This window comes from Mucilaginibacter sp. P4_A11 (assembly GCF_056402535.1).
Genome location: NZ_JBFUHE010000002.1, coordinates 513,078 through 526,809 on the forward strand (window position 1 = coordinate 513,078; position 13,732 = coordinate 526,809).

16 protein-coding genes are annotated in these 13,732 nt (G+C 41.3%); 8 read left to right on the forward strand and 8 right to left on the reverse strand.

The annotated features are described in order from the left end of the window. Window positions 1-174: 174 nt before the first annotated feature. The 4 genes from AC1DUD_RS06065 (at window position 175) to AC1DUD_RS06080 (ending at window position 3,951) form a co-directional block, all read left to right on the forward strand. On the forward strand, window positions 175-1,071 hold the full coding sequence (locus AC1DUD_RS06065) for an NUDIX domain-containing protein (protein ID WP_477372619.1): 897 nt from the start codon (window positions 175-177) through the stop codon (window positions 1,069-1,071). A 4-nt stretch (window positions 1,072-1,075) separates the two neighbouring features. Continuing rightward, on the forward strand, window positions 1,076-2,494 hold the full coding sequence (locus AC1DUD_RS06070; RefSeq protein WP_477372621.1) for a nicotinate phosphoribosyltransferase: 1,419 nt from the start codon (window positions 1,076-1,078) through the stop codon (window positions 2,492-2,494). A gap of 56 nt (window positions 2,495-2,550) precedes the next feature. Continuing rightward, complete coding sequence (locus AC1DUD_RS06075) at window positions 2,551-3,462, forward strand: ribose-phosphate diphosphokinase (RefSeq protein WP_477372623.1); 912 nt, start codon at window positions 2,551-2,553, stop codon at window positions 3,460-3,462. Between the two features lie 69 nt (window positions 3,463-3,531). Further along, window positions 3,532-3,951: a hypothetical protein gene (locus AC1DUD_RS06080; RefSeq protein WP_477372625.1), complete on the forward strand. Its 420-nt coding sequence runs from the start codon at window positions 3,532-3,534 to the stop codon at window positions 3,949-3,951. Window positions 3,952-4,036: 85 nt separating this feature from the next. Here AC1DUD_RS06080 and AC1DUD_RS06085 read toward each other — a convergent pair whose 3' ends face one another. The 4 genes from AC1DUD_RS06085 to AC1DUD_RS06100 all read right to left on the reverse strand — a co-directional run bounded on the left by AC1DUD_RS06085 (window position 4,037) and on the right by AC1DUD_RS06100 (window position 6,619). Beyond that, window positions 4,037-4,597: an REP-associated tyrosine transposase gene (locus AC1DUD_RS06085; RefSeq protein WP_477372627.1), complete on the reverse strand. Its 561-nt coding sequence runs from the start codon at window positions 4,595-4,597 to the stop codon at window positions 4,037-4,039. Between the two features lie 160 nt (window positions 4,598-4,757). Beyond that, entirely contained in the window at window positions 4,758-5,651 is an 894-nt protein-coding gene (locus AC1DUD_RS06090; RefSeq protein ID WP_477372629.1) for a flavin reductase family protein, read from the reverse strand. Window positions 5,652-5,686: 35 nt separating this feature from the next. Beyond that, entirely contained in the window at window positions 5,687-5,896 is a 210-nt protein-coding gene (locus tag AC1DUD_RS06095) for a hypothetical protein (RefSeq protein ID WP_477372631.1), read from the reverse strand. Between the two features lie 420 nt (window positions 5,897-6,316). Continuing rightward, complete coding sequence (locus tag AC1DUD_RS06100) at window positions 6,317-6,619, reverse strand: hypothetical protein (RefSeq protein WP_477372633.1); 303 nt, start codon at window positions 6,617-6,619, stop codon at window positions 6,317-6,319. Window positions 6,620-7,345: 726 nt separating this feature from the next. On the opposite strand from AC1DUD_RS06100, the gene AC1DUD_RS06105 reads away from it, so the two are divergent. After that, a complete protein-coding gene (locus AC1DUD_RS06105; RefSeq protein ID WP_477372635.1) occupies window positions 7,346-7,780 on the forward strand; it encodes a hypothetical protein in 435 nt (144 codons plus the stop codon). Window positions 7,781-8,103: 323 nt separating this feature from the next. Here AC1DUD_RS06105 and cynS read toward each other — a convergent pair whose 3' ends face one another. Then, entirely contained in the window at window positions 8,104-8,547 is a 444-nt protein-coding gene (gene cynS / locus AC1DUD_RS06110) for a cyanase (RefSeq protein ID WP_477372637.1), read from the reverse strand. 387 nt (window positions 8,548-8,934) lie between these two features. On the opposite strand from cynS, the gene AC1DUD_RS06115 reads away from it, so the two are divergent. Then, window positions 8,935-9,597 (forward strand): class I SAM-dependent methyltransferase, encoded by a 663-nt coding sequence (locus tag AC1DUD_RS06115; protein WP_477372639.1) that lies wholly within the window; start codon window positions 8,935-8,937, stop codon window positions 9,595-9,597. Window positions 9,598-10,191: 594 nt separating this feature from the next. On the opposite strand, the gene AC1DUD_RS06120 is transcribed toward AC1DUD_RS06115, so the two are convergent. Further along, window positions 10,192-11,442, reverse strand: coding sequence for a DUF2130 domain-containing protein (locus AC1DUD_RS06120; RefSeq protein WP_477372641.1), 1,251 nt, complete (start codon window positions 11,440-11,442; stop codon window positions 10,192-10,194). A 163-nt stretch (window positions 11,443-11,605) separates the two neighbouring features. Between AC1DUD_RS06120 and AC1DUD_RS06125 the strand changes: the two genes are divergently transcribed. Continuing rightward, window positions 11,606-12,004, forward strand: coding sequence for a hypothetical protein (locus tag AC1DUD_RS06125; protein WP_147446039.1), 399 nt, complete (start codon window positions 11,606-11,608; stop codon window positions 12,002-12,004). A 171-nt stretch (window positions 12,005-12,175) separates the two neighbouring features. Next, a complete protein-coding gene (locus AC1DUD_RS06130; protein ID WP_477372643.1) occupies window positions 12,176-12,391 on the forward strand; it encodes a hypothetical protein in 216 nt (71 codons plus the stop codon). Between the two features lie 83 nt (window positions 12,392-12,474). On the opposite strand, the gene AC1DUD_RS06135 is transcribed toward AC1DUD_RS06130, so the two are convergent. Continuing rightward, complete coding sequence (locus AC1DUD_RS06135; protein WP_477372645.1) at window positions 12,475-13,050, reverse strand: YceI family protein; 576 nt, start codon at window positions 13,048-13,050, stop codon at window positions 12,475-12,477. A 172-nt stretch (window positions 13,051-13,222) separates the two neighbouring features. After that, window positions 13,223-13,444 (reverse strand): YdeI/OmpD-associated family protein, encoded by a 222-nt coding sequence (locus tag AC1DUD_RS06140; protein ID WP_477372647.1) that lies wholly within the window; start codon window positions 13,442-13,444, stop codon window positions 13,223-13,225. Between the last annotated feature and the right edge of the window lie 288 nt (window positions 13,445-13,732).

The window sequence follows — 13,732 nt, forward strand, 5'->3', positions numbered from 1 at the left end:
CGACCCTTCGATAAGCTCAGGGTGACCGGCCCTCTTTTGCCATTTCGCGTCAGAGTCAGAGGATTTAAGCACTCAGTATAACAAGTTTATAAAAGATCTCCCAAAAAAAATCAAAAATAATTTGCGTATTAAAAACACATATTTATATTTGCGTATAATTAACGCAAAACCAAGATGAAAACAGGAGTAATTATAGCACGCTTTCAAACGCCGTACCTGCATGAGGGTCACAGGCAACTGATAGCACAGGTTAAGCAAAATCATGCCAAACTGATTATATTACTGGGTGTTAGCCCCATAAAAGGCAGTCGCAAAAACCCTTACGACTATTACACGCGTGAAAAAATGATCAAAAAAGATTATCCTGAAATTGTGGTACTGCCCATCAGCGATAATCCGAGTGATAAGATTTGGTCGGATAATCTGGACAATCTGCTGAAAAGTGTTTTCAATGCCGAACAGTTTTGCCTGTATGGCAGTCGCGATAGCTTTATCCCCTACTACAGCGGCAAATTTGAAACTATCGAACTGCCCGAGCATGGCGACTATAACGCCACCGAACTGCGCAAACAATATGCCGATAAGGTTTTCGACTCCAATGATTTTCGTGCAGGGATCCTGTATGCTTATTATAACCAATATCCCAAGGTATACCCTACTGTGGATGTTGCCCTGTTCAGGAATAACCGCAGCGAGATCCTGTTAGGCAAAAAGGCCATCAACAATAAATGGCGTTTTGTAGGCGGTTTCTCTGATCCGGAAGATGGCTGTTACGAAGATGCCGCCGAACGCGAGCTTGCCGAAGAATGCGGTGAAATGCAAACCACCGCCATGCAGTATGAAACATCGGCCAAAATAAACGACTGGCGCTACCGCAGCGAGGCAGATAAGATCATTACCCTGCTGTTTAGCTGTGATTTTATCGGCGGTGAGCCAAAGGCCCAGGATGATATTGCCGACCTGGCCTGGTTTAAACTTACCGACCTGCCTTTAATGATAAAAGATGGCTCTATTAGCGAAGAACACATTGAATTGTTTAATTTCATCACCGGCAAATACCTAAAAAACTAAAGCCATGAAAAGGGAAAATCTGATTCTTTTAGCCGACGCATATAAATACGCCCACCATAAATTTTACTACCCCGGCACAACCAATATTTACAGTTACCTGGAAAGCCGCGGTGGCATGTTCAACGAAACCGTTTTTTTCGGTCTGCAATATATTTTGAAGGAATACATGCAGGGGCCTGCCTTTAACCAGGTTGACCTGGATGAAGCCGACGAATTTCTGAAACAGGTATTTGGCCGCAATGATGTGTTTGATTGCAGCAAATTTCAGTACATACTGGATAAATACAACGGTCACCTGCCGGTACGCATCAAAGCCGTGGCCGAAGGTACCAGCGTACCCACCGACAACGTGCTCATGACCATCGAAAACACCGATCCTGAATGTTACTGGCTCACCAACTTCCTCGAAACCTTGCTGATGCAGGTTTGGTACCCCTGCACTGTAGCCACACTGAGCCACGAGGTTAAAAAAGTGGTTACCCAATACTATGAAGAAACCGCCACGCCCGAAGCTTTCGGCGGGATTGGTTTTGTGCTGAATGATTTTGGTTTCCGCGGGGTGAGCAGCGTGGAGAGTGCCAAACTGGGTGGGGCGGCCCACCTGCTTAGCTTTGCAGGCAGCGATAACCTTGCGGGTTCAGGCATGGCTATTAAATACTATCATGCGCAAAAAGTACATGGCCTGAGCATTCCGGCTACTGAGCATAGTATTTGCACCCTGCTTGGGCAGGAAGGCGAACTGGAGGTATTTAAACACGTACTGCGCAGCTTCCCTACCGGCGTTATTGCTTGTGTGAGCGATAGCTTTAACATTTTCCGCGCCTGCAGCGAATACTGGGGTGAAGACCTGAAAGAAGAGATCCTGAAACGCGACGGCACCCTGGTGATCCGCCCGGACAGCGGCGACCCGGTAATGACCCTGTTAGAGATCTTTAAGATCCTGTTTGATAAATTCGGCTTTACTACCAATGCTAAAGGGTATAAAGTGCTGCCTCCGCAGGTAAGGGTGATCCAGGGTGATGGGGTTAACTATACCGAGATCGGCGTGATTTACAAAGCCCTCAAAGAAAACGGTATCAGCGCCGAAAACCTGGTGCTGGGCATGGGCGGTGCATTGCTGCAAAAGGTTGACCGTGACACCCAGAAATTTGCCCTGAAATGCAGCAGCGCGGTAATTGATGGAAAAGAAATAGCCGTTGAAAAACACCCAACCGAAATGGATGTCAACGGCAATATTACCTCAAGCTTTAAAAAGAGCAAAGGAGGCAGGCTTAAACTGGTAAAAACCGACGAAGGATATAAAACCATTCACCAGAACGAACAACCCGAACTGACCGACCAGCTCCAAACCGTTTTCGAAAACGGCCATATTGTTAAAGAATTTACCTTTGAACAGGTAATTAATACCTTGCAGCACCAATAAATCACATTAACAAAAAAGCTTTGTGCTTTATACATTCTGCTTTAAGCTCTTAAATAATGAAGAAACTACTTTTTGCCATAACCGGTTATGAATACCTCGCCGAGAAAGTGCTTGCCCTTGGTCATTGTGAACGCGGAGAAATTGAAGTAAGCTACTTTACCGACGGCGAACGCTATCAACGCATCCTCTCCAACGTGGAAGGCCGCGAGGTATTACTGATCGGTGGAACAGTGAACGACAGCGCAACGCTCGAACTTTATGATCTTGCTTCATCACTGGTGAGTTACGGGGCCGATTCGCTTACACTGGTGATCCCCTACTTTGGTTATAGCACCATGGAACGCGCCGTTAAACCCGGCGAAATTGTAACCGCCAAAACCCGCGCCCGCCTGCTCTCGGCCATACCTAAATCAAACCGGGGCAACAAGGTAATGCTGTTCGACCTGCATAGCGAAGGCATCCAGTACTATTTTGAGCAGGACCTGTACCCTGTACACGTATACTGCAAGGATATTGTGATAGAAGCAGCCACCCGCTACGGCGGCGACAATTTTGTAATGGCCAGCACCGATGCAGGCAGGGCTAAATGGGTAGAATCATTAGCCAACGACATGGGCGTAAATGCCGCATTCATCCTCAAACGCCGCCTAAAAGGCGACCATACCGAAGTAAGCGCCATCAACGCCGATGTAGCCGGGAAAACGGTGATCATTTATGACGATATGATCCGCTCAGGCGGCAGTATTGTAAACGCAGCTTTAACCTACAAAAATGCCGGTGCCTGGGATATTTATGTGATCACCACGCACGGCCTTTTTGTGAATGATGGTATTGGGAAATTAAAAGCTTGCGGGGCTATTAAAAAGCTGATCTGTACCGATACGCATGTGAATTGCAAGGATTTGGAAGGAGATGATTTTGTGGAGGTGAGGACTGTGGCGGGGTTGATTTGCCCCCCGGCACCGTGAATGGCATAGTTGTCGGTATAACTCAAGGTAAAAAGCAATAGATAACAACACATAACCCAAAACTTTTTCATGAAGGCAATTTGGATGTTCCTTATTATTTCAATTTCAACACTTGCAAATAATGCTTTTGCCCAAAAAAGTCCATTGCGCTCTGTTAAGGTCGAATGGGAATCTTTTTCGACAGAAAGCGTTGTTGCCGTTAACTGTGACCAATTTGAATATTCCTTTCTGGACACACGGAAATACAAGTTATTGACCAGTAAACCTGAATTAGCTAAATTAAATTCGTTAATAACCACGAAGCTATTTACGAGAGAGAAAGAATACAGATCGATAGATGTTCGTGGTAAAATAATTTTCAATTATTCAGGATCAACGATAAAATATTGCTTTGATCAATTTGGTCATTTTTATTATGAAGGGAGATTGCTGAATAACAAATTACTTTGGGCATTTATAACTAAAATTATTCCAAAAGGCGACCGATAAATGAATCCTCTCCCAACTGGCGCGAGTATGCAGCGCAGGCTAAAAGCGTGGTGTACTCGTGACTTTGTAAACGAATGAGCCTCAATTATAGCACCACCGGACTAACCAAGATAACATCGATTAAACCGGGCATACCGGCATAATCCTTCGCGCTGCTATAAAGATAATCTTCTGGTTTTTCAACAAAACCAGCCACCACTGGATTGTTGTGTGTGTAATCAAGCTTTTGATTTAATATTTTGTTATCGTAAAGCTCAATTGGATGATTATCCTGTTGCCATAACTGAAACTCAATATTTTGACTATTTTTCTTCCCTGCCTGATCCATCATCCACAAAATCCATTCCCGTCTGCTTTCTCCCGGATGCTGCTTAATTGCAGCTTTTAATGCCAAAGATGTATGCTTTTTCATGTCGCGCATTATATTTTCAAGCTTCTCCCCCTCACTTCCAATTATCATATGAATATGACTTGTCATAATACACCAGCCATAAATTTCAAGCCCTTTATGAAGCTGACAATATTTCCAACTATCAAGTATAATTTGCTTGTATTCGGTGCGTATAAAAAGATCAATCCAATTAACTACCGAAAAACTTATAAAATATAATTGTTCTTGTTTTCTGAATTTATATTTGGTACTCATTTATTAGTTAAATATACTTATAAATGGAAAAAGTCACGAGTACTCTGCCCACAACCCAGCGCTGCATACTCGCGCCAGTTAAAGGCCGGTTAAGAAGACGCTTGCGGTAGCACATACAGCATTAATAAAAGCTACCGCAACCTTGCAAGGCCTAAATAAACTACATCAATAACACTTTCCAGGCATCCATTACCCGGCCGTTATCTAACAGTTGTTTGGCTTTTAAATGCAGATGCAGGGTGCGGCTTTCACTGATGGTAGCATCAACCAATTCTTTCATTTCATCGGTTCGGCCAAACGCTTTTACCTCCTCGTCGGATGGTAGCGTTTCTACAAGCCCCAATACCCCCAGATTATTCCCGGTTAATACTTTGGAGTATTTAACCTCTTTTGGGAAAGCATCTACGCCGATACCTATTCCGGCACTGCCTGGTGGTTTGGAAATTTTAAATAAATTATCGCTGGTTACCCTGCAATACCAGTCGCCGCCTAAACGGGCCACCAGGTCTATTTTATGCGGATCTATTTTATCATTAGCATCCAAAATAGCTTCGTTGATATGAATCCGTTTCACCTCGGCAATAACCAAATTACCCGCGCCACCGTTTTTTCCTAACGATATTACATCATTCACCATACATTCCAATTGAACGGTCGATTCCGCTACCCTTGGCGGCTTTACCGTCTCCGAAGCCAATTCAGTAAACCCCGCTTTCGAAAATTCATTAACCCCTTTTTTGTAATCCATACTGGTTAAATAGGTCTGTTGCACCATATCGTAGTTCACAATATTGATCACACATTCAGGTACTTCCAAAACGTTTTCAAGCGTGTGTTTAGTGGTATTATCCCTCGCCCTGCTTGTCGGCGAAAAAACGCATATTGGTGGATTGATACTAAAAACATTAAAAAAACTAAACGGACTTAAATTAACCTCGCCATTTTTGCTGATAGTGGATACAAAGCATATTGGCCGGGGTGCAATGGCATAGTGCAAATAAGCCTGCATTTCGGCCGGTGTCAACGATGATGCATCAATGGTTCTTAACTTCATTCAAATTTTTATTTAAAGCTTAATCAGCCTGACAGCTATTTTCTTTGAGCCGGTATCGCCCCATTTGGTTTGTTCTTTAAAATAGTATTATTTAACAAGCCTAAGCCGATAACTTCCATCTCAACAATATCGCCGGATTGCAGCCATGACATAATTAAAAAAACTGTCATCCTGAGGCACGAAGGATCTTCTTCAACAAGCATGGCTGCTATACAAAGCGAAGAAGATGCTTCGTGCCTACCCATGACATAATAAAAATCAAAGTCATGCTGAACTTGTTTCAGCACCCCACTCGCTAAGCGGCCATGCTAAGCAAAGCGGCCACCTGTCCTATGGGGTGCCGAAATAAATTCGGCATGACGGTAGGCATATGTCATCTTTCTTTCAGAGTCTACTGGATTTAAATACTCAACAACAAGAGCTTGCATAACTTAGCATGATTTCCACAAGCGAGGTCGTTTGCAGTAGCATGTTTATAACTTACCAGTCTGCTATGGATGTGCCTTTTTCCCGTCCGCCATCAAAGCGTTCAATTCTTTTTGAGATTTTGCATTGGCTTGTTTTGCCTGCGCTATGACAATATCCAACTGTTTATATTCAGGCGTACCCATTTTGTATGTGCCCCCAACCGGACAGACACCATTAGGGCACATTGTCCAGCTTAGTTATGTACTGGATTTTCCGTTGTCGTAACGCTGTATCATAAAAGCATCCCGAAGCTCTGCTTTAAAGTTAACATTAACCTTTTTAGAATTAGTTTTTTTAGGGCTTTTAACCTTCGAGAGTTTAACAACAAATAATTGCTGCGAAAGAAGTACTTCCCGCTCTTTTTCTACCGTGACGTTTGAATCTGCCGAAAATATTTCGCTTCTCATTGCATAAATACCCCTGCAATTACACAAAATAACAAACAGGGTCAATAAAAATAAGCCGATGGATACGGCAATAGTTTTTCGGATAGGTTTCATTGTGACTTGGTTTATGAATATAAAAGTAGCGCATTGTTGCCGGGTTTACAACATGATAAATATGTATTCGGCCACAACATCAACGTTCTTGCTTCTGTAAACATCCTTACCCATGTCCCTCGCTTCAGTAACCTTTTTAAAGGTCAGTTATATAATTAAAATAGCATGGAATACGCTGCAAGCGTGCATCAGCATTGGGTGTAAAGAATACATATGAGCCTGGAGGCTGGAAACTTTTGCCTGGAGTTGAGCTTATATTTTGAACTTCCAAATGATAGTATAAATTTGCCTTTAATTATAACTGACGGTGGATTATCTTGTTTTAATTGATTTTATTATATGTATTGTTGCAATATATCTTTATATCAAAGCAAATTTTACGATTATGCATATTGATAAAGGTATATGGAAATTTGGCTTATGGAAAACCTGGATTAGTTTCAAAGAACTTAAAGCCCGCGCCTCGAATGCCGCTGACAAAACCCAGATGGACAAGTATGGGAACGCAATCAAAATGCTCAGACTGTTTAAGTGGCTTACCGTGCTGCTATTAATATTAAATATCATAATCGGTCTATTTAGATAACTCCACGCTGGTGCGTACACGTGGTGCGTTTTCAATACCGACCTGCCCTGTAGTTAATAGCATTTATCTTCACAATCTCTACCTTTATCAATACCATGCTCATTTACAAGGAAATCAAAGACCACGAACTCTATTTGTATATGAATGGCAAACTCATTTACAAAAGGTGGCTTGATACAGGGGCATCAAAAGTATTTGACGCAATGGCTTATGATAAATATACCCTTGCAAGTATCAGGGATGTGAGCCATCAGGAAAAACACCAATTGATTTCAGTTAAAGCTTTAATAAGGCTAAAGGCAACTGAAGATGGCGGAAGATTAACCGGAATATTAAGCGGGTACAGGCCAGATCATGTTTTTGAATATGGCGAAAACGGCAATATGATTGAAGCATACATGGGGGATATTAGGTGGAATGATGGACTTGCAATTGGGCCCGGCGAAGAAAAAGTAGTAACTGTGAGACTTTCGTCAAGTTGGAAAATAGAGCGCTACCTAAATATTGGCCGAAAATGGTGGATACATGAAGGGCCAAGATGCCTTGGAGAAGCGGAACTGATTGAATTTATATAAAGCTGACTGCGGAACACGCGGCACGCGTACGCCGGTTTTGAAGGCGGTGCGTTTTGATTTAAGTACTACTTTTTCGGTATAGCAAAAGTGAAAACTAACGAATATTTTTAACGCTAATAGAGAACAAAAATTAGTTTTAGTTAAATGCCCCAGTCAGCGAGTGAGAGGGGCGTTTTGATTTATACTAAATCGGGGGCATGTATAAAGTTACGAGCAGGGATGCTTGCAGCAGCTTTAATTATTAACAGCTTTAATTACAGGTTGAAAAACCACTAAAAAAGACCGAAGTTACACTATCGCCAAACTTTGACATAAGCAAGGATTTACCACTTTTTAAACGGAAGGAATTTACCTTCCATCACCACTTTAACGCGGTCGCCGGCAGGGTTTTCAACTTTGCTGATATCCATGGTAAAATCAATGGCGCTCATGATGCCATCGCCAAACTGCTCATTGATAATAGCTTTTAAGGTTGTACCATAAACCAGCAGCAATTCATAAAAACGATATTGGGTAGGGTCTTTAGGTGGCATTTGATCTAACGCCCCCCTGTCGGGGATTTCCTGCAGAGATGTTACCAATTCTGCATCCAGTTCAAGCAGTTCGCCAATCTTTTCAGCTTCCTGTTTTTCCATTACGGCCTGCCCATGCAGCGCGAGGGTTGTCCATACCAAACTGCGCCCAATGGCATCGGCCAATTCCTGGTATTTAACCTGTTTATTTTTGATCTGCCTGATGATGATTTCAGTTGCTATTGTCCTGTTCATTTTACTTTTGTTTTTAAAGTAAAATTAGCAGTTAACCTTGTGTAAACCGTGGTGCTTTTCAGGCAAGCAATGGTACAAATCAACGATTTTTATCGTTTGGCATATGGCGTAACCTACTCCAACAACACCTCGCCAGCTTTAAACCCGCTAAATATCATCCTAAAATAAAACGGACCAAATGCACATGGTACTCGTGTCCCTGCACCAGGCAATAATTAATTTCCTATAACTTAATTTATTTAATATGTAAAGTACTTCACAATAAATGTAAAGCAAATTGATCGTAACTATACATCGTTATATATCTATATTTATTCCATCAGATCGATCTGAAATCTGCTTAATCAATATTATAGCCATTAATAATTTAACTGCAAATAAATAAAAATGGAGAAAGAAATTTTGAAGGATATTATTGCCTGGGATGTAGTAAACTGGTCAAAAGCACTTGACTACTGGCAAAATAACACTATGGTTTTCAATAAGGATTATAAGTGCCTTGAATTGGGATCAAGCAAGGGAGGAATGTCTTTATGGCTTGCACTTTACGGAAATAAAGTATTGTGCACGGACCTTAATGGCCCGGAAAAAGCTGCCTACAACATTCATGAAAAGTACGAATGTTCATCGAGAATAACCTACGGCTCGATCAATGCCACCGATATCCCACACGAGAACGAGTTCGATGTCATTATATTCAAGTCTATTATAGGTGGAATTCCCCAAGACAAAACAAAAACACTAAATGAAATTCACAAAGCCCTTAAGCCGGGGGGAAAATTACTATTTGTCGAAAATTTAAAATCTACCTTTTTGCATATGTTTTTGCGGAAGCATTATGGTACAAAAGGATGGGACTATTTAAAAATTGATGAGGTAGATAAAGTATTCGCATCTTATAACAAAGTGAGCTATACTACCACAGGCTTTTTTGGTTGTTTAGGCAGAACTGAATCGCAAAAGAATTTTTTAGGAAAGATTGATACTTTACTTGAGCGGGTTATCCCCAAAAGCAGTAAATACATAGTGATGGGTGTTGCTGAAAAATAAATAATCAAGACGGAAATAAACATAACCGGCACAAAACAATGTAGCCGGCATCAACCCCTAAAACGGCGCGAATACACGGCAGCGGCTAAGTGTGGCGTCTCCCGATGTTTTCCAGGACAAGACTATCAGCTTATGTAAGTATGGCGAAGCTACGCTTCGCCATACATACATAAGCACACAAAATTAAGCTTCCCTGCTTTAATCAATGGTGGCACTACTTTGTCACCTTCAAATTCAAACAACCGGCCTTATCTAAAAAATGTCAAAAAACGGATAAAAATACACTCAAAAATCTGCCGTTATATCAGCAAGCTTGAAACACTAAACAAATACTCTATAAAGTTTTAAATACTCATTATCAGCAATTTAAGAGTGTTCTCTATAAAACCACAAATAACTGACTATCAAGCGATAGCATTTTTAACCCGTTCCGTTGTTTCACTCTTAAAAAATGGAACACCATGATTTTCAAAAAAAGAAACACCGGGCTTTTTTTTATTTTTTTTGGGAATCAAAAAATTGGGACACCCCATTTGTTACAATGGTACCCAGCCACGAGAGAGTCTGCACCTGCATACTATCAGATTCTATTGATCACTCCAACAACAACGCGTCCTCATCATCAGTAAGGTTAAGCTGAATAGTATCATTCCCTGCTATACCTTCAATACTACCGCGAATGTGGGCGGCGCTTAACAGTACTTTATCCAATTGCTTTTCGCGGGCCTTCCAGAGTTTTTCCATGGCATCACGTTCACGCTGGATTGACTGGCGCATGCTCATATACCCTTCTCTAATAGCTTTCCACTGCTCCGAGAACTCGCTGCTGGTGAGGTAATCATACAGCAGGTGCATTTTATCCCCCCTGTTATCCTGCGATTTAGACAGGTTTGACAGCTTCATTACCCCATCCCTTAAAATGTAGGATACCGCCTTCACCTCGTCAAAACTACAGATCCAAACGCCATCACGTTCGCCGAAGCAATCCATCCCTTTAGGGTAGCATTGAGTTACAATAACGGCTACATCAACACCCATGCTGCGCATGTCCTTTTTTAGTTTCTCAATCCAGTCCATCGAAAAAGCGTTGGTACGTTTACTTTCGTAAATAATCCGTCCGCACTCCTGCCCAAACTGGTTACGTACGGTTTGCACGCAGTCGGCCCCGCGCACGCCCTTCCCTACCTCGCTGATAACATCAAACGGGAAATAATTGCGCAGCAGTTCTTCCAGTATCAGTTCCTGAGCTTCGCCCTGCAGCTGCATGGAGCCCTGCTCGGCTTTGCGCTTCATTTCATCGGCCAGTTTCTTTTGGTCGTCAAGCTGTTTTTCAAGCTCTTTAACCTTGAGCTGGTATTCAGTATCTTTTATGCTATGACGCTCAGCTTCCTGCTTGCGGATCTGGTCTGTAAGTTCGTTCCGCTGTTCCTGCAGCTTGCGCTGAACTGCAAGTTCCATTTCCTCTTCCTTTTGCTTCAGCTGGCTTTCGCGCTGTAAAAACTCCAGCTCTTTCTGGCGGGATAGCTTTAGTTTTTCTTCGGCTTCGGCAGCCGAATTTTTGAGCAGCACAAGACGGTTTTCAAAATCCTCGCTTATGGTTTTACGCAGGTCACCCTCAAGCGTTTGATGCAATTGCTTTTTTTCGTTGTTAAGCCTTTGCTCAAAGGCCGATTGTTGCTGGCGTTCTTTATTTAAAAACTCTTCATCCTTTTTGCGGTATTCCTCCTCTTTTTGACGAGTATAATCCATCATTTTCACTCTGAGCTCTTTTTTATACTCCTCGGCCATTACCTCTTCTATCGGAAAACCGAAACCGCAACTCGGACACTTAACTTCTGTAGCCATATTATTTAAAAGGAAAGTATTTCCTGTAAATCAAAGATAGGGATTTTACTGTTTAGCATATCATAACAGCAGTTCCTGACTTTATTAACATTATTGTAACAAAATGAAACTGTAATGATAACAATCTATTGCAAATGCCGTTTATAATACCGAAGTTTATAACATGCAGATATTGAGAATAGGAAAGGTAATGTGGAGTCATGATTATGACCTGGGCACATTAGGGTTGGCAAATGACGGAGGAGCATTATTTGCATTTACCCCACCACCCCACCATTACAACGGCGAAATTATACTTACCCCAAAAAGCATAGTACTTGACGGCGACAGTTATGAGCACATTCCGCTTGATAGCCTGGAGCAATTGTATTTAGGTTTTGATGAGGTCTACAAACGGTCGATGGTACGTAGCAATGGGTTATTCTGGCAACCGTTGAGATTACGTTACAGGTTAAAAGAAGAATTGATAACATTATATCTTATTGTTGACCATACCCTTTTTGGTGCCAAAAATCAATTGTGGTTCAACACATTAAAACAACTGCTTTCCCGAAAAGCGTAGGTTAATCGTTTTCCCATCTATTTTTGCCGGCAAGGCCTTTGTAAACTAAGCAGCTGATCAGCAGTTACTAATACAGGTTGTAAAAATACCTCATTACAGGTATTTCATAAAAAGAAATATAGCGGCATATTTGCAGCGCAGTAATTGCGCTAAATACCATTATCACTTTTTATGAAAAAACTCAGTTACCTGAGGCTGTTCTCTTGTTTGCCCCTCATCGCTGTTATAATACCGGATGTAACCGAAACTTTTATTAATCCCGGTTTTGAATTACCTTTTTTTCACGTTGTTGCCTGCGCGGCCCTTGTAACTATCATCGGCACGTGTACATTAATAATCCGCTATCAAAAAAAGCAGGAATTAAAAGTACAATACCTGCATTCTTAAGCATTAGATCATCCACTGTCTGTATATAAAACAAAAAAACGGCGCGGGTTATCCGCGCCGTTCCTGTTAATGTATTTTCGCTATTATTTGGCTTTGCCAAACTCGCCGTTAGCTTTAATAGTTACTTCGTCGCTTACTACAGCGCCAGGAAATTTTGAACCGAAGTTAAAGTCAGAACGGTTAATAGTACCTGTTAACTGGAAACCTGCATCATCAGCTTTGCTCATTGGGTTTTGGATAGTACCACGGTACCATAAATCAAATGAAGCTGGTTTAGTTACACCATGTAAAGTTAAGTTACCGGTAAGTTTGTAGTGCTTATCAGATGTTTTGGTTATAGCAGTACTGGTGAAAGTAAGAGTTGGGTAAGTAGCAACATCAAAAAAGTCAGGGCTTGAGATGTGTTTATCGCGCTGATCATTATTAGTAGTTACTGTTGCAGTTTGGATACTGATCTGGAATTTAGCATCGCTAAAGTCAGGTTTTGTAGTAGTGATGGTTGCATCATAGCCTTTAAACTCGCCGTCAACATCAGATACTAATAAGTGGGTTACAGTAAATTTAACGTTTGAGTGAGCTTTGTCTACAGTCCAGGTTGTTTGTGCTGATGCTGCCGTGTACGAGAATGCTGCCGCTAACAGGATAAGAATTTTTTTCATTGCTTTAATTTTTAAATTTCTTGTTTTGATTTATAGCTCAAAAGTATACAAATGATCGGGACTTTAAACAAAATAAATGTTTAAACATCTTTTTATTAAAATCGGATGACAATATACTACCATTTTAGTAGAACTTACAAGAGCAATAAGCTATTTTTGAGAAATTTATAGCTTATGTTTTTAAAGTTTTTTGTTTGTTGCGAAGCATGACCATAGCCTTATCGGCCCTTACTTTACGGGTAGCCTCCTGCTTAGCCGAACCCACCCAATCGCAATAACCTTTTTTGTACAACTTAGCGAGGCTYTCAAAAAATTCATTGGCTTCAACATCGCTGTCAAGCAATACCTGTAATTCGGCTGGCGTGCCTTCAATATGTTCGCCGGGTTCAAGCATGGTCTTATTATTGGGATTTGTTTCCGGCTAAATACAATATTAATTGGGATAAACATCTGGTTGAAAAACCATGAATATGGCCAGTAAAATCACTATCAGAAATGAGATGGCTAAAAGCGTGTCAACAAGCAGCCTTTGGTTCTTTGATTCCATATTACTATTAGTTAAACAGTAAAAGCCGCAGGTTAGCTTATGATTGAATATTGTAGAAACGGTATCGGCTTGTTATTATTATAAGACAATTAATAAAAAAAACGTATGTAACTCAAATTTTATAAAACCTAAAAC